Source organism: Burkholderia sp. lig30, from assembly GCF_000687455.2.
Taxonomy (GTDB): domain Bacteria; phylum Pseudomonadota; class Gammaproteobacteria; order Burkholderiales; family Burkholderiaceae; genus Burkholderia.
Genome location: NZ_JGVW01000053.1, coordinates 113,751 through 129,784 on the forward strand (window position 1 = coordinate 113,751; position 16,034 = coordinate 129,784).

At 61.9% G+C, this 16,034-nt stretch carries 16 protein-coding genes; 5 read left to right on the forward strand and 11 right to left on the reverse strand.

All coding sequences use genetic code 11. The annotated features are described in order from the left end of the window. The 11 genes from LIG30_RS05565 to LIG30_RS05615 form a co-directional block, all read right to left on the reverse strand. On the reverse strand, positions 1–1,293 hold the full coding sequence (locus LIG30_RS05565; RefSeq protein ID WP_038710334.1) for a TolC family protein: 1,293 nt from the start codon (positions 1,291–1,293) through the stop codon (positions 1–3). Positions 1,294–1,385: 92 nt separating this feature from the next. Continuing rightward, positions 1,386–1,754: a hypothetical protein gene (locus LIG30_RS05570; RefSeq protein WP_038710336.1), complete on the reverse strand. Its 369-nt coding sequence runs from the start codon at positions 1,752–1,754 to the stop codon at positions 1,386–1,388. Positions 1,755–1,906: 152 nt separating this feature from the next. Further along, positions 1,907–2,848, reverse strand: a complete 942-nt coding sequence (locus LIG30_RS05575; protein ID WP_038710337.1) for a CopD family protein — start codon at positions 2,846–2,848, stop codon at positions 1,907–1,909. Next, positions 2,848–3,222 (reverse strand): copper homeostasis periplasmic binding protein CopC, encoded by a 375-nt coding sequence (gene copC, locus LIG30_RS05580; RefSeq protein WP_038710339.1) that lies wholly within the window; start codon positions 3,220–3,222, stop codon positions 2,848–2,850. The genes LIG30_RS05575 and copC overlap by 1 nt, the downstream gene beginning before the upstream one ends. 63 nt (positions 3,223–3,285) lie before the next feature. Beyond that, positions 3,286–3,633 carry a copper-binding protein gene (locus tag LIG30_RS05585; RefSeq protein ID WP_038710343.1) on the reverse strand — a complete coding sequence of 116 codons (348 nt, stop codon included), beginning with the start codon at positions 3,631–3,633 and terminating at the stop codon, positions 3,286–3,288. A gap of 66 nt (positions 3,634–3,699) precedes the next feature. Next, the gene (locus LIG30_RS05590; RefSeq protein ID WP_038710351.1) at positions 3,700–4,995 is read right to left on the reverse strand and encodes a copper oxidase; all 1,296 of its coding nucleotides are present in this window, start codon (positions 4,993–4,995) and stop codon (positions 3,700–3,702) included. Position 4,996: 1 nt separating this feature from the next. Continuing rightward, positions 4,997–6,454, reverse strand: coding sequence for a TolC family protein (locus LIG30_RS05595; RefSeq protein ID WP_038710356.1), 1,458 nt, complete (start codon positions 6,452–6,454; stop codon positions 4,997–4,999). A gap of 371 nt (positions 6,455–6,825) precedes the next feature. Further along, positions 6,826–7,230: a hypothetical protein gene (locus LIG30_RS05600; RefSeq protein WP_038710427.1), complete on the reverse strand. Its 405-nt coding sequence runs from the start codon at positions 7,228–7,230 to the stop codon at positions 6,826–6,828. Positions 7,231–7,394: 164 nt separating this feature from the next. Continuing rightward, the gene (locus tag LIG30_RS05605; RefSeq protein WP_038710361.1) at positions 7,395–7,892 is read right to left on the reverse strand and encodes a TPM domain-containing protein; all 498 of its coding nucleotides are present in this window, start codon (positions 7,890–7,892) and stop codon (positions 7,395–7,397) included. Between the two features lie 2 nt (positions 7,893–7,894). After that, positions 7,895–8,734: a TPM domain-containing protein gene (locus LIG30_RS05610; RefSeq protein ID WP_152986018.1), complete on the reverse strand. Its 840-nt coding sequence runs from the start codon at positions 8,732–8,734 to the stop codon at positions 7,895–7,897. Positions 8,735–8,736: 2 nt separating this feature from the next. Then, complete coding sequence (locus LIG30_RS05615) at positions 8,737–9,378, reverse strand: LemA family protein (RefSeq protein ID WP_038710363.1); 642 nt, start codon at positions 9,376–9,378, stop codon at positions 8,737–8,739. Between the two features lie 283 nt (positions 9,379–9,661). Between LIG30_RS05615 and LIG30_RS05620 the strand changes: the two genes are divergently transcribed. The 5 genes from LIG30_RS05620 to LIG30_RS05640 all read left to right on the forward strand — a co-directional run bounded on the left by LIG30_RS05620 (position 9,662) and on the right by LIG30_RS05640 (position 15,133). Then, positions 9,662–10,099: a hypothetical protein gene (locus tag LIG30_RS05620; protein ID WP_038710429.1), complete on the forward strand. Its 438-nt coding sequence runs from the start codon at positions 9,662–9,664 to the stop codon at positions 10,097–10,099. Positions 10,100–10,121: 22 nt separating this feature from the next. Further along, positions 10,122–10,376 carry a DUF2933 domain-containing protein gene (locus tag LIG30_RS05625; protein ID WP_038710365.1) on the forward strand — a complete coding sequence of 85 codons (255 nt, stop codon included), beginning with the start codon at positions 10,122–10,124 and terminating at the stop codon, positions 10,374–10,376. Next, the gene (locus tag LIG30_RS05630; RefSeq protein ID WP_038710366.1) at positions 10,360–11,016 is read left to right on the forward strand and encodes a methyltransferase family protein; all 657 of its coding nucleotides are present in this window, start codon (positions 10,360–10,362) and stop codon (positions 11,014–11,016) included. Before LIG30_RS05625 ends, LIG30_RS05630 begins: the two co-directional genes overlap by 17 nt. 389 nt (positions 11,017–11,405) lie before the next feature. Then, positions 11,406–11,897, forward strand: a complete 492-nt coding sequence (locus tag LIG30_RS05635) for an arsenate reductase/protein-tyrosine-phosphatase family protein (RefSeq protein WP_038710368.1) — start codon at positions 11,406–11,408, stop codon at positions 11,895–11,897. Positions 11,898–11,998: 101 nt separating this feature from the next. Next, positions 11,999–15,133, forward strand: coding sequence for a sensor domain-containing protein (locus tag LIG30_RS05640; protein ID WP_160326680.1), 3,135 nt, complete (start codon positions 11,999–12,001; stop codon positions 15,131–15,133). Positions 15,134–16,034 lie beyond the last annotated feature (901 nt).

A 16,034-nucleotide genomic window follows, 5' to 3' on the forward strand; every position in this document is an offset into this window, starting at 1 on the left:
TCACTGAGCAGCGGCCATCGTGGACGGTACGACTTGATATTCGAGCTGGGCCCAGGTTTGCGAGACCTCGCGCTTGAGGTCGAGTACCTGCAGCTGGGCATCCAGCTGCCCGCGACGGGCGGCGAACGTGTCTGCGAGTGACCCGGTCCCGGCGCGATAGGCGGCATTCGCGAGCGCGACGCGTTGGTCTGCCGCCGGCAACAGGGATTGGTCCAGATTGGCAATGCGCTCGCGGCCGCTCGCCAGGATGGCGGACTGGCTGCGAATGTCGGCCTGTACCTGCCGAAGCGTGTCCTCGTAGGTCAGACGCGCCCTGGTTGCGAGTTCGGCCTTCTCCGCGACGTCGCGGTTCTGGCGATTCTTCCGATTCAGCGGCAGCGGAATGCTGACGCCCACCGACACCATGTTCGAGTACGCTCCGCCGCGTTGCTGATATGCGACTTCCCACGTCCAGTTCGGACGGCGCTCGCTGTCGGCGACCGCCGTATTCGCCTCGGCGACGGCGATGTCGTCAGCCGCAGCCACGAGCGTCGGCTGCGCGACGCGTAGTTCGTCCGGCGGTAATGAGGAAACGAAAGACTCGGGCGTGGGTGGCTCCCCGGCGACATCCGAAACCGGCGCGGCCGTCCAGCGCGACAGGCCGATCAGCGCGGTCTGGTAGGTCTGCTGCGCCTTCAGCACCTGGTCACGGGTTTGCGCCAGCATGGCTTGCGCCTGGACCACGTCAGCGGCACTCGCCTTCGCACCACGATAGGACGCCTTCGTGGCCGCCAGCTCGTGATTCATGTGGTCCAGCAACGCGTGCTGGAGCCCGAGTGCCTTTTTCGCATAGACGGCATTGAGCCAGGCCGTCGCGGTCTGTTGACGGACATTGGCCATCTGCATCAGATAGCCGGCGCGTTCGCGCCCGACGACCTCGGTCGCCAGCGTGGAACGCAGCCGTCGCTTCTCACCGGAAACCCATTCCTGTTCGATGCCGATGCGCCGCATCGTCATGAAGTCCTGGCCAATGGTGAAGCGCTGCGGACCGTTCACGGGCAAATTGTCGATGCCCGCCGTGAGCATCGGGTCCGGAAGCTGGCCGGCTTTGACTGCCACCTCCGAGCTGGCGCGAACGGAGGCTTGCGCCGCCTGCATCGACGCGGAACGGTCGGTCGCCGATTGCAACGCTGCGTCCAGCGTAAGAGATGCTTGCTGTGCGTGTACGACGCCTGCAAATACGAGCGCGGCAAAAAGTGTATGCGCGCGCCAAGGGACACGCCGACCCCGCGACGTACCGAAATTGAATCGCATGTTCTAACCCCAACGGCGAAATCCCATAGGGACTCCACGTCCTGACATAGGACGAACCTCACCGCGGCTGCGGTGAACCTGTCGGATCGGGATTAAATGAGGCGGGGAGGTCGCCACAACCCGTTCGGGTCGCGGACCGGGAGAGACTGGGCGTAATGGAAGGTGACAGGTTGAGCAAGCGCGGCAGGCCGGCTGACGTCCACTCGAGCGGCCGGATGGTACAGGCTGCCGAATTGACACTGGGCACTCACTTTGCAGAACACGCCCTTGGCCTTGGCTTTGTCGACGGACGACGGTTTCATTGAATCGCAGCCGGGCATGTCACCAGGCGTGCTGACACTTGACTCCACGGACATGTTTTGCTGCATCGGACATTCGCCGGTCAAGCCGCTCGCTGCCAACCCACTGATGGGTAGCACCGCGCAAAGCAGCAAGAGGAAGATGGTCCGAAGCAGTTTCATGGTGCAAATTATAGCTCGCCCGCCAGATGATGAAATGCGCCCATGAAAAGAGCCCGGCACGCAGCCGGGCTTGAAATGGATGCTCGCTGGAGGCGCGTGTTGCAGCCTCATGGACGAACCACCCGCGTGGATGGATAAGACACCCGACTGAATTAAGTCGTGCCCGGCAGCGGACTTGAGACGAGCACGGCAGCCACCACCAGCACGCTGGCCAGGACGAGCGACTCGACCTGGAGTACCGCACCGAAACGGCGCAGCAGCCCCGTAGGCGTGGCTGCGGAAGGGTTTTTCAACACGGACAGCAACTTTGGCATCTCGAAGAAGCGATTGTGTCCACCGAGCGCCGCGGCAATCAGGACAAGTGCGAGCTTGAGCAGCAGAACCTGTCCATATGCCGACTCCAGCAAGTTGGAAGGCGTATTGACTCCCCGCCATCCGTTGTATGCGCCCGTACTGAACAGGACAATCAATGCGTAAGTCGATGCGTCGGAGAGCGACTGCACGAACGATGCGCCGTTCTGGCGTTCGCTTCCTGGTACGCAAATCAGACGAGGCATTACCACGTATGTTGTCACGAGCACGAGGCCGACCCACGCGCTGATAGCCAGCAAATGCAGCCAATCCACCCAAACTGGCAGACTGAATAGCCCCGTATCCACTGGATGCCCGCCATTACTGCGCGCAAGCGCGACGCCGGCCAATGCAGTCCACATCATGAGCGGGAAGCGTGTTTCGCTTCCTGAGCGCAGGAATGACAGCATGACGATACAGAGGGTGAAGCCGGCACCGACCGACCACGCGTGCCCAAAGCCGGTTTCCACGACCATCGACCACACTGCGGGGCCGGCTTCGAACAGCGTCGACTCGCTCATCAATGCACAGTGTGCCCAGAGTGACAGCACGCTTGCCAGCAGCGAGACAATGGACGCAATGCGCAGTGTCGCCACCAGACGTTGGCCAATACCAACTTGCCAGTCAGACTCGCCGCGAGCGAGCCATTGGCTACTGAGCAACGCGCCGACGATGACGGCGAAACCAACGTTCTGCATGGCCACCGCAACCAGCCGCAAGATGCCGAGAAACCCGTCGTTCATCACTTCACCTTGAAGGTATATGTGCCCTTCGTCTTGTGAGAATCAGCGGTCATCACGGCCCACTGGACCGTGTACGTACCCGATGCCAGCCTGGGCACCGCGACGGTCATCGCACGCGGGTTAGACGCGTCGACCCGCGCCTTTTCCTTCGTGACGGCGGCACCGCTTGCGTCGGATACCTTTACCGAGCTGAAGGTCGGTTCGAGGTCTTCGTTGAAGGACAGGCGCAGCGCATCTGGCGCGACGTCGACCGTGCTGCCAGATGCGGGAACCGCGCTTTCCAGCTTGCCGTGTGCCAACGCCGAGACCGGCACGAGCGCGATCGTGCTGGCCGCAGCCATGCCGGCCAGATGCTTGAGAGTAAGTGTCTTCATAGTGTTGCTCGTCTCGAATGGTCGCGGCGGGGACGCGATACCAATGCGCCCCGCCAGATGTCGTCACTGCTTCTTCAGCTTCACCACGGTGAGCGCGCCATTGACTTCCTCGGCCACGAAGTCGATCTTGTCGCCGACCTTCACCTGAGACAGCATCGCCGGGTCCTTGACCTTGAAGACCATCGTCATCGCTTCCATGCCGAGGTTCTCGAGCGGGCCGTGCTTGATGGTCAGCTTGCCGGCTGCCAGGTCGACCTTCCTGATTTCGCCGTGCGACATGCTGTCTTTCATGTCGGCGGATTGCATGGCCGCACTGCCCATGCTCATGTTGCCCATGTCACCGGCCGCATACGAGGCAGCGGAAAAGGCCAGTGCACAGCCCATCGCAATCGAAACAAGTGCTTTTTTCATCGTGCTTTCTCCAGAGTTGAGGTGATGAAATCATTAGTCAGGTGAGCCCCGACCTTGTTGGATCATTCAGCTATCCGGCAGCTCGCCGGTGTATTCGTACGCCACGGTGCCCTTCGGGTGCCTGAACCAGCCCGGGTCGCGGTAGTCGTTTCGGCCGAGGCCCTGCCGCACCTTGACGACCGTGAACATGCCGCCCATTTCCAGCGGGCCGAACGGTCCGGTGCCGGTCATCATCGGCAGCGTGTTGTCAGGCAGCGGCATCTCCATCTCGCCCATCGCACCGCCCGTGCTGCCCATCGCCATGTAATCCGGCACCAGCTTGTTGATGCGCTTCGCGAGGTCCTTCTGCGGCACGCCGATGAGGTTCGGCACCTGGTGTCCCATCGCATTCATCGTGTGATGCGACTTGTGGCAATGGAAAGCCCAGTCGCCTGGCCGGTTTGCAGTGAACTCGATCGCGCGCATCTGCCCGACGGCGACGTCGGTCGTCACTTCCGGCCAGCGCGCCGACGGCGGTATCCATCCCCCATCGGTGCCGACGACCTCGAAGCTGTAGCCGTGCAGGTGAATCGGGTGATTCGTCATCGTCAGATTGCCGAACCGGATGCGGACTCGGTCGCCCGCGCGCACCGGCAGCGGGTCAATCCCCGGAAATACGCGCGAATTCCACGTCCACATGTTGAATTCGGTCATCGTGTTGACGCGCGGCGTGTAGCTGCCGGGGTCGATGTCGTATGCAGACATCAGGAACACGAAGTCGCGGTCTACCGGCATCACGCCCCGGTCCTTCGGATGCACGATGAACGTGCCCATCATCCCCATCGCCATCTGCACCATCTCGTCCGCGTGCGGGTGATACATGAAGGTGCCGTGCTTCTCGAGCTGAAACTCGTACACGTAGGTCTTGCCGGGCGGAATCTGCGGTTGTGTGAGACCGCCGACGCCGTCCATTCCGCAGGGAAGCAGCATGCCGTGCCAGTGGACCGTGGTGTGCTCCGGCAGCTTGTTGGTCACGAAGATGCGGACCTTGTCGCCCTCGACCGCCTCGATCGTCGGGCCAGGCGACTGGCCGTTGTAGCCCCAGAGATTGGCTTTCATGCCGGGCGCCATTTCGCGAACGACCGGCTCCGCCGTCAGGTGGAATTCTTTCCAGCCGTTTTTCATGCGCCACGGCAGTGACCAGCCGTTCAGCGTCGTCACCGGCGTGTAGGGCCGCCCGTTGGGCGGCTGAAGCGGCGGCTGCGTGTCGGGCCGCGCCATCGTCGGCGCCTCCGGCAGCGAGGCTGCCCCGGCTTTGCTGACCAGCGCGGCACCCAGCAATGCGGCGCCCGAGCCGCTCAGGAATGTTCGTCGTGACACCATCTCATTTACCTTCGGCGTTCTTGAGCAGCGCTGCAGGCATGGCTGCAGCGGTTGTGGATGACGGGGTTGGGCGAGCGGAAGCGTCCGCCGGACGGTCGGCCGGCGGAAGGCGTCCACCCAACGCAAGTTGCAGGTCGGTTTCCGCGAGCCAGTAGTCCTTCAGCGCGTCGATGTAGCCGTTGACCGCATTGACCTGTTCTCGCGAATCGGCGAGCAGGTCGAACGCGCTGGCGAGCATGCCGTTGTAGCGCAGCAGCATCTCGTCGGAGATGGTCTTGCGCAACGGCACCACCTCGTCGCGGTAATGCTTTGCGATGTCGTAATTCGTCACGTAGGCGACGTACGATTCACGGACTTCGGAACGCGCGTCGACGGCCGTCTGCGCGAGCTTGTTCGCCGATTGCATGTACAGCGCTTCCGCACGCGCAACCTTGGCGCTACCCCAATCGAAAATCGGAATCTCGACGCTGATTTCGTAGCCGTGCTCGTGCCCTTTGTCGGTCTCGAAGTTGTCGAGGTAACCGACCTCCAGCGCATTGACGAAGCGCGTCGCCTTGCTCAGGCCGAGGGACGTCGCGACGCCCTGCGTGCGCAACTTCGCAGCCTGGATGTCGAGCCGGTTCTGCATCGCGAAGACCTCCAGGTCCTTCAGTTCCGGCCGCTCGCTGGGCACGTCCGGCAGCCGGTCCGGCAAGCTGAATTGCGTCGCCGCGCCCCACACACCCATCACGCGAGTCAGCTTCTCTCGCGCCGCGAAGGCGTGTTGCCGCGCCTTCGCGAGCTGAGTCGTCGCGTCGGCATAAAACGCCTGCTCGCGCGCATAGTCGAGCCGGCTGGCGTTGCCTGCCTGCTGCATCCGGTGCGCCAGTTCTGCACCGGCACTGGCGGAATCCTTGACCTGTTCGGCGTATTTCGCCGACTGCGCCGCGGCCACGGCGCTCACGTATGCGCGGCGCGCGTCGGCGGCCACCTTGAGCATCGCGTCAGCCGTCTCCAGCCGGGTCTGCTCGAAGCGGCGGCGCTCGATGCGCGTGGCCAGCGGCAACGTCAGGATGGCCAGCACATTCGCGGAAAACGTGCGCGTGATGCCGAGGTTGTCGCTCCAGCGCGTGCGGCTGAAGCTGAAGCCGGGATTCGGCAGGCGGCCGGCCTGGACAAGGTCCGCTTCCGAGACGCCCAGTTCGGCGTAGGACGCCTGCAATCCCGCGTTGTTGAGCAACGCGACCTGGACGGCGTCATCCATGGCCAGCGGTTTTCCGAGGAGCTCGCGCGTGCGTTGCGCGACTGCGTCACGGTCCTGGTCGGTACGGACGAAGACCGCCTCCTTCCCGAGCCGCTCCGATGCGGTGGTCGAAACGGTATTGAAACCGCCGTCCCGGGAAAAGGTCGTACAGCCGGCGAGCACGACCAGCGCGGCCGCACCGGCCATCACCCGAATGGGAATGCGTCGATCGGTCATTGGCCGGCACCCTCATGTGTCGAGTGATGACTCGTGTTCGAGGGACGGTCGGAGGTTACCCCGCGCTTCGCCCCGGATCGGGCGGGCATCACGGCGCGGTTCACCTGTTGCCACGTCGGGGCTTCACCGTCCTTGTACGGTTGGTAATCGTCAAATGCCGACGAAGCGGCAACCGCCGGGACCGACGCTGCCGCGTCCGACGGGTCGGGAACGGACGTCGTAGCGAGGACGAGCGTCGGCAATGCTGCCGCCGCGCCGACCAGCGCTGCAGAAAGGATTCGCATGGTTTTTCTCGTCGAATGTCACCCGGCGGCCGGAACGGGCCGCCAAAGCGAGATGAACGCCGCAGCACACACGCTGCGACGCGAAGCTCAGACGAGAAGGGTTCGGGGAGGCCGCTCGATGCCGGCGGTCAGAAATGACGCGGCTGCGGTAGAAGACGGTGGGAAGACAGCGGTAAGCGCGGAATCGAGCGACCGCGCGACCGACGGCGCGGTTGGCACTCCAGCGCCGACGCAACATGACACGCAGGTCGAGCACGCGTGCGCGTGGTGGGTATCGCCCAGACTGTGCCGGTGCACACCGTCGTCGGTGGCCGCGTGTACGTCGGCCGTTTCATGGCGATGCCCGGCAACCGGTTGCCCGGCGTCGATGGCGAACCGGGCGTCTTCGTCCGCATGTGCCGCCGCGCACTGCATGGCAATAGCAGCGAACGACTGAACCGGAAGGCTCAGTGCAAGGAACAGGACGAGGAAGAGTTTGCGCCAGTACGACATGGGGCAGGAGTCTAGCATGACGTGACGCGCGTTGTGACGTCGGCAACGCGCAACGGCATCCGCAATCCGCCACGTCCTCGCCAGTGGGGGCTGCACACGCTCCATCACTGGTCGAATCTCCCCCGAGATGACGCTCCCGCCGCGTTATCGAGTCGGCGACAAGGTCACATCACGACGGGCTTGCTGGATAACTCGTCCTGCGGAGGACGGCGAGACGGGTAGTGCTTTTCGAGCAGTTCGGTGACGAGCGCAATCCCGTGTATCGAGCCGGACTCGAAGCTGCCCGCCCTGAATGCCGCTTCCATGGTGCGGCAGACCGCCTCCCATTCTTCGCTCGTGACGCGCGAGTGGATGCCCCGGTCCGCAACGATCTCGACGTCACGGTCGGCCAGCAGCAAGTAGATGAGTACGCCATTGTTGTGCTCGGTGTCCCAGCCCCGAAGCTCCGAAAACACTTCTATCGCGCGCTCGCGCGCGGTCTGCCCTCGAATCAATGCGGCGCTATGCAGCGCGCCCTCTACCGCGAAGCGCAGTTGGCCAGCGTGCGCGATGTGGCTCGCCTTTACAGCGGCTTCGATTTTTGCCAGCGTCGGTTTCGGGAAGACGGCATTGACCCGCCATCTTGTCATGAGCAGGTGCCGGACGGCGCGCCGGATATCCATGGTTACCACCTCCCCGACGCGCCACCGCCGCCAAAGCCACCGCCACCGCCTCGAAAGATGTCCCTTCCGGAACCTCGCCCCCCTGGGTGTCCGCCGATGTAGGGACCGCCGACGCGCATCCCCATCCCGGCGCCAATCAACGTGAATACAAGAGAAATGACGCCGGCGACGATGGCGACGAGAATCGCACCGGACAATAGCCATGCCACGAACCCGACTGCGCCGCCGGTGATGACGGCCCCGGGAAGCCTGCCGAACAGGGTTCTCAGCACCCCGCCCGCGACCATCGTCAGCACGAACAACACCGGCAATAGACTGCCCGTGCCGCCGCCACGGGAATGGCGCGGAGGCGGAAGCGGTTCTCCGTCAATCACCCGCATGATGCTGTCCACCCCGGCCGACACGCCGCCGTAGAAATCGCCGCGCCGGAATCGCGGGACAATGATGTCCTCGATGATGCGGTTGCTCGTGGCGTCCGTGAGCACGCCCTCCAGGCCGTAGCCGACCTCGATACGCAGCGTCCGGTCGTTCTTGGCGACGATGAGCAGGACGCCATCGTCCACACGTGTCCGCCCAAGCTTCCACTGCTCGACGACGCGGATGGAGTACTGCTCGATGGTCTCGGGTTGCGTCGTCGGCACGATGAGCACGGCAATCTGACTTCCCTTGCGCGCTTCGTAATCCTTCAGCGCTTGCTCCAGCGTGCTGCGTTGTTCATCCGACAGTGTGCCCGTCGCGTCGGTCACGCGCGTGGAGAGCGCCGGCACTGGCTGCCCGGTCTGACTGACGGCGCCACTCCACCAGAACAGCGCGGCCAATGCGACCAGCGCCGCGCGAACCATCTTCAATTTGCGGCTCCACTTGCCGGCGCCGGCGTAGTGCCAAAGTCCACGCGTGGCGGCCTGGCGATTTCCGCTTCGTTCGCGACTGCAAAGTTCGGCTTTTCCTTGTAGCCGAACGCCATCGCGGTCAGGTTGTTCGGGAACGAGCGAACCGTGACGTTGTAGTCCTGAACCGAGCGGATGTAGCGGTTCCGGGCCACGGTGATTCTGTTTTCGGTGCCCTCAAGTTGAGCCTGAAGGTCACGAAAGTTGGCGTCGGATTTGAGCTGAGGATAGTTCTCGGAAACCACGAGCAGCCGGGAAAGCGACGACGTGAGCTGTCCCTGGGCCGCCTCGAATTTCGCGAACGCAGCGGGGTCCGCCAGCAGTTCCGGCGTGGCGCGCATGGCGCCCACTTGAGCCCGGGCTTCGGTCACCCGCGTCAGAACCTCTTTTTCCTGGTTCGCATATCCCTTCACGGTGTTGACAAGATTCGGCACCAGGTCGGCGCGCCGCTGGTACTGGTTGAGCACTTCGGACCAGTTGGCCTTCACCTGCTCGTCCTGGGACTGGATGGCGTTGTAGCCACACCCGGACAGCATCACGCTGAAGGCCGTCATCAATACCGCGACCCACCGGGCGCGAAACGTCGAGAAGTGTTGCATGTCCTGCCCCCTTGTGGCCGTGTCGGCTGACCTCGATTGCGGTGCTGCCGGTTCTGTCTGCTGAAACGATGCTAAGCGGCTCGTGCTTGACGGGCTTGATTTGCGTCAATGGCGGCAGCCCTGCCTTGCGTGTCGATTTCATGAATGTCATGCGGCAAAACCTGCTCGCAGCTCAACGACGAAGTCGCTCCGTGGCGGATTGAGCGAAGTCAATCCCTCTCCGGATGTGCGCGCTACATTGGAAGCGGCTGGCGCGTACGCCGTCGAATAATTGGAGAACAGGGTGAAAAATTTGAATAAATGGGTTCTTGCCGCGGTCATCTCGTTGATGGCTGGCGCCGGTATCGCGCAGGGTGCGGAATCGGCATCCGATACGGACCATGCTGCGCATCATCCCGCAAACGCAAAGACCGCCAAGGCACCGAAGGTCAAGAAGGCAACGCCTGTCGATGACCAGATGCGTGCGATGCAGGAAATGCACGAGAAGATGATGTCGGCCAGGACGCCGGAGGAGCGCGCAGCCCTCATGGATGAACAGATGAAGACCATGCAGGACGGCATGGGAATGATGGGCATGATGGGCATGATGAACGACCAATCGGCAAAGATGCCGATGTCGCAGCGACATGAAATGATGGAAAAGCGCATGGACATGATGCAACTGATGATGCAGTCCATGATGGATCGTCAGGCCACGCAGGACCGTCCGCTGGCCAAGTAGCCTTTCTCCCGGGAGCGTTGCGATGGACGATGACTCACGCAGTTCGCGTCCCTTCTGGAAATCGCGCGCCGCGATCGCATGGCTGGTGTTCGGCGCGATAGCGATGTTCCTCTTGCTGTCGGAGCACCGTGCCCACGTTCTGGGGGTGTTGCCCTACCTGCTGCTCTTCTCCTGCCCCTTGATGCATCTGTTCATGCACCATGGACATCATCACCATGGCGAGGGGAAAGGCGATACGCACGCCGATTCGGGAGAGAACCATGCGCGGCACGGGTAGCGATTACGGATTGTGGGGACTGGTCGTCGTCAACTCTCTCGTCTTCATCATTTTCGCCTTCAGCTTCTTCAAGCCGAAGACGATGCGCGACTGGCGGTCCTTCGGCGCCTTCTCCGGGTTCATCGTGGCCCTGTTCGCGGAGATGTACGGCTTTCCATTGACCATCTATCTGCTGTCGGGATGGATGCAGGCACGTTTTCCTCAAACCAATCTGCTGTCCCACGATGCTGGCCACCTGTGGTGGATGATGACGGGGCGCCACGGCAATCCCCACTTTGGCTTGCCGCACCTTCTCGGCATCGCGCTCATCATCGGCGGCTTCTACTTGCTGTCCGTCGCGTGGCACGTGCTGTATGAGGCCCAACGGACGGGGACGCTGGCCACGACCGGACCGTACAGCAGAATTCGACACCCGCAATACGTCGCGTTCGTCCTGATCATGACCGGATTCCTGATGCAATGGCCGACGCTCGTCACGCTGGTCATGTTCCCGATACTCGTCGTGATGTATGTTCGCCTCGCCAGGCAGGAGGAACACGACACGGAAGCGCGATTCGGGCAGGCGTGGCGCGACTATGCGGCAGTCACGCCGCGATTTTTCCCTCGCCTGTCCGATGACAGAGAGGTGCACGTTCATTGACGGTGACCGAGGCACTTCCGGTGCACCAGGACCGCGTGCATGAGCGACGCAACGCGTCGAGCACTATCGTGCCCCGCTTACGCATCGAAGCGGATGCCTATAGCGAGCCAGCAAACCGCCGTTCCAGAGTCAGGTAGTCGCCAGGCCGCGTAATGGATACATCCGCCGTTCCGCTGGCGGGCGTGTAACGGACGGCATTGTCGACCAAATTCCGCAGAACGACCGTAAGCGCAAGGCCGGTCACCGGGGCGAATCAATGCTACTGAACGTGGCGAGAAACATGTGTCGCTGTCCACGGAGCCGTCGGCAGCCAGTCATGTCACGGAAGTGCAAGACTTGCTCGGCAGAATCCCGAACAAAATCAGAAAGGCAAACGACGGGGCGGGAGCGTGACCAGAAAGTATCGGGTGCTGTTTCTCTGCCGGGAGAATTCAGCACGCAGCATCATCGCCGAGGCACTGCTGCGCGAACTGGCAGGCCATCGGTTTGACGCATTCAGCGCCGGAGCGGAACCGGCAGCGTGCGTACATTCACTGGCGTTGACGCAACTGCGTCCAGGCATCTCCGCCCTCGACCTGCTCAGTCCGAAAAGCTGGTTCGAATTCACGAGCGAGTGGGCGCCGCAGATGGACCTGGTCATCGCGATGGACGGTTGCGTAGAGGAATATCCTGCGCCTGTGTTTCCGGGGAGGCCGGCCATTGTCAGGTGGAATTTTGCGGACCCGCTCGCGGAGCACATGAATCAGGTCATGCGTGCGCGCTCGTTCGAAAGCGTTTTCTGGCAGATTTTGCAGCGCGTCACTCGCTTCATTGAAGTGCCGTGGTACGAAGCCGTGCTGGAACCCGCCACGGCGGCCAGGCCATGCTCTTATGAAAACTAGGTCGTGTACGCCGGCAATGTATGGTGAAGAAGCAAGACACTCGCGCCGATAGCCGCCAGACGGTGGGGCAAAGTCAAGATGTCAGGACGGGAGGAGGCATCTTGAGCAGAAAGGTTCTGCGTAGAACCGTCACGTTCGTCGTGATTGCGGTCATTCTCCTGGCGATTGCGCTGAGCACGTTTCTGACAGTGCGCCAGACGCGCGAGCAGGACAATTCACTGCATACTCTGCAAGCTTCCGGGCGTTTGAAGCAGGACCTCGACCAGGTCCAGCAGATGATGCTTGATGAACACGGGGCGCTCTACACGCTGATTGGAACCCGTGCCTTCTACAAGCGTACGGCTTACATCTTCCCTCTATCGCCGCTCCTCGATCTGACGGGTGACGCACGCGAAGGCTGTCGGCAAAGCGTCGAATGCCGCTCCCGGCTCGACGACCTCGACCGGACGATTCGGACGCTGGCGACGCATAGCAATGCGTTGGCGATGCGGGCGACCTTGCATCCCGGGAGTGTCAGGCTGAGCGACCCTGCATTGAGTACCATTGACGCCTACTTCTACAGCGCGCTTGAAGAGGTCGTTGACGCCAGGATGGCGGCCGACGCCACCATTGGCGCCACTGTCGGCAAGTCCTCCTCGGATGCGAAATGGGTCACGGATGCCGTACTGGCCTGCGGTGCGACGGCGTCGATTCTGCTGCTCGCACTGATTCGCTGGAACGCGCTCATCTCGCGCAAATTAAGAACGGCCCTGCATGCGGCCGACACGGCTCGGGCGAAGTACCAGCGGTTCTTTGACGAACATCCATTGCCTATCTGGATATTTGACGATGCCTCTCTGCGCATCGTTGCCGTCAATGGTGCGGCAGTACGTGCATTCGGCTATTCAGATTCCGAGTTGTTGAACATGTCGATGCAGGATGTGTGTCCGGCAGAGGAATTTGTACGCCTGACAGACGCTCGCGCATCGAAACCCGAGGCAGTCTACGGCGAAACGCAGTCAATCGGCGTATGGATGTATCAGACGAAAGCGGGGGAACGTCGTTCGATGGACGTTCATTACCTGAACGTGGAATTCGAAGGCTCCCCGTCCACCATGGCTGTCATGGTGGATGTCACCACCGAGACGATGGCGACGGCAGAGTTGTTCAAGTCGAAGCAAACCCTCGAGTATGTACTCGACCATATTCCGCAGGGCATTGCATGGAAAGACGCCGACCATCGCTACGCTGGCGGCAATGAGATTTATGCGCGCGATGCGGGGCTGCCGTCCCGAAGTGCCCTGATTGGTCTGACCGATTGGGCGTTGCACTGGGGCGACGACCCGCAGGAGGTCCTGGATGAAGATGCGCGCGTGATGCGGGGCGAAGTGACCAAAAAGCACTTTGAGCGTGCGGCGGTTGCCGTCGATGGCTCGGAAGTCTGGCTTTCGGAAACCAAGTTGCCGCTGAAAGACCAGAGCGGTGCCGTCACTGGCGTACTTATCGCGTACGAAAACATCACGGCCCGACGCGATGCCGAGTTGGCTCTGCGCCTGCAAGCCAGGGCGATAGACGCAAGCATCAACGGAATCATCATCGCAGAACGGCAGAATGACCGTCATGTCGTGACGTTCGCGAACCAGGCCTTCGAACGCATCACCGGCTATTCGCCGTCAGATGTAGCCGGTGCCGACTGCAATACGCTCTTTGGGGGGGCAGGTGAGGCGCAGACGTGGGAGCACGTGCGCCAGGCCATGGACAGCAACACCGAAGCGAACGTCACGCTGTTCTGCACACGCAAAAGCGGCGAACGATTTTGGGTCAATGTCCTCGGCGCCCCAGTGCGCGACGAGAGTGGCGCGGTCACTCACCATGTCTGTGTCATGAGCGACGTCACGGCATTGGTCGAATATCAGACTCGCCTGCAGCATCAGGCGCGGTACGACGCATTGACTGACCTGCCAAACCGCACTCACCTCGACGAGCGCCTGACGGAGATGATTCGGCGTGCGGCCGGGAGCGATGGCCAGGTATCAGTGCTCTTTCTCGACCTCGACCGCTTCAAGGAGGTCAATGATTCGCTCGGCCACCGCGTAGGCGACGCGCTTCTGGTGTGCGTCGCGAAACGCTTGCAGCGACTGGTGCGCGCCGGCGACCTGGTCGCGCGTTACGGCGGAGACGAGTTCCTCATCGTTGTCGAGCCGTTGACGGACGGACAGTTGATACCGATGCTTGACAGACTGATTGCCGAGATGGCCGAGCCATTTCATGTCGAGGAGCAGGAGCTGTATATCGAAGCCAGTATTGGCATCAGCACTTATCCGCACGACGGGGAAGATGCCGACACATTGATACGAAACGCGGATGCGGCAATGTACCTGGCGAAGGCGAATGGACGAAACGGCTACCAGTTCTACCGACCGGAGTTGCATCGTGCAGCCGCCGAGAAATTGCAGCTTTCGACCCGGCTGAGACAAACGGTCAAGGCCCAGGGCTTGCGGGTAGCCTATCAGCCCCAGATTGACATGATGACCGGGCGTGTCGTGGGTGTCGAGGCCTTGCTGCGTTGGCATGACGCGGAGCTTGGCAACGTATCGCCTGCCGTATTCATCCCTGTCGCCGAAGAAACGGGAATGATTCGGGACATCGGTGAATGGGTGCTGCGCACGGCGTGCCTGCAGGCTGGGCAATGGCGCGACGCCGGCCAGGCGCCAATCCGGGTGTCGGTCAATGTTTCGCCGCTTCAACTGGAGCACTCCGACCTGTTGAACATCGTGCGCTCCGCGCTGGACGACGCCGGCTGGCCGGCGGACATGCTTGAACTCGAAGTGACGGAAGGCGCACTCATGCGCAATGCCGAGGCGGTAGCGCGGGTGTTGCGCGACTTGCGCGAGCTTGGCGTGAAAATCGCGATTGATGACTTCGGTACCGGCTACTCAAGCTTGAGCTACCTGAAACGCTTCAGTATCGACCGTGTCAAGATTGACCGGGCGTTCGTCCAGGAAATCGGCCGCGACACCGGTTACGAAGCGCTGACGGTTGCCGTCATCGCAATCGCCAACGCGTTGAAATTCGATGTGGTCGCAGAAGGCGTGGAGCTCGATATTCATCGGCGCTTTCTCATCGAGCACGGCTGCGTCGAAGGCCAGGGTTTCCTGTACAGCGCAGCGGTCTCCGAAGACGCAATTGCGAACATGCTTCGACCCATGTTGCCCGGTTCAACTGACGCGCCGGTACCTGTTGACGCAGGCTCCTAAGCAAGACTTCGTCACACTCTACCGAGCGCCGGCCTCGAGATCTTCTGCGGAGTGTTGCGATGAACCTGCCATCCGTCAGCCCGACGGAGCTGGAATCGAACGAAAATTCCCGTTGACATCCGCTCCCCGACAATCAGCTTTCCAGTATGGAGACGCCCTGCATATCCGTTGACGAGGCGTTTCCGTTATTGGCCACAGCGACCACCTGGGCGGTCGTGCGGCGAGTTGGCCGAGTCGATTCGCACGCCCACCCCGAGGGGTTTCATCAGCGGCATGTCGCGCTATGCCAACTGCGGGCGCTCTGGCGGGACGACGCCCCCTCCCTTCCCAGGCGCTTCAGACCGCCGGCATCCTCAACAGCCGAAACTGCATTAAGTGCCACACCAATTGCGAGCGCACATATAGAATGTGTCAATTTGGTGACGCCATAACATCTGATGCACTGCAAAGCATGCGAAGAATTTCTTCAATCCTGGCCGAATGGCAATGCTCATCCGGCTTTGATTCAGGACGGCCGGCCCCGGAAGCATCGCCCAATGTTCAGGGCACGCGTGAAGGTCGCCTTCCATCGATGCTCCGTGTGCGACACGTGGTGGCTTCTGGAAGAGAATCCGAATAGCACGGCCGACAGTGGCTGGAGCCTGGTTGGGAAAAACAGAAGCATTCTTCGCCCCCCAAACAGTTAAGTACACACCGTTGGCGCTATTCCGCGAGCCAACGAACACAGTCATCCCAAAAAGTCACGCAGTGGCGGCAATACGCTCGAATTCAGTCTTTGAGGGTGAACTGGCATCCCGCGTGCCCCGGGCGCATCCGGTTCGTTGACCGGGTAAAAAGGGGCGCTTGACGCTCGTCAAGTGCCGGTGGGCTTTCTCATTGGATGCTGTTCCGCGTTTCTCAC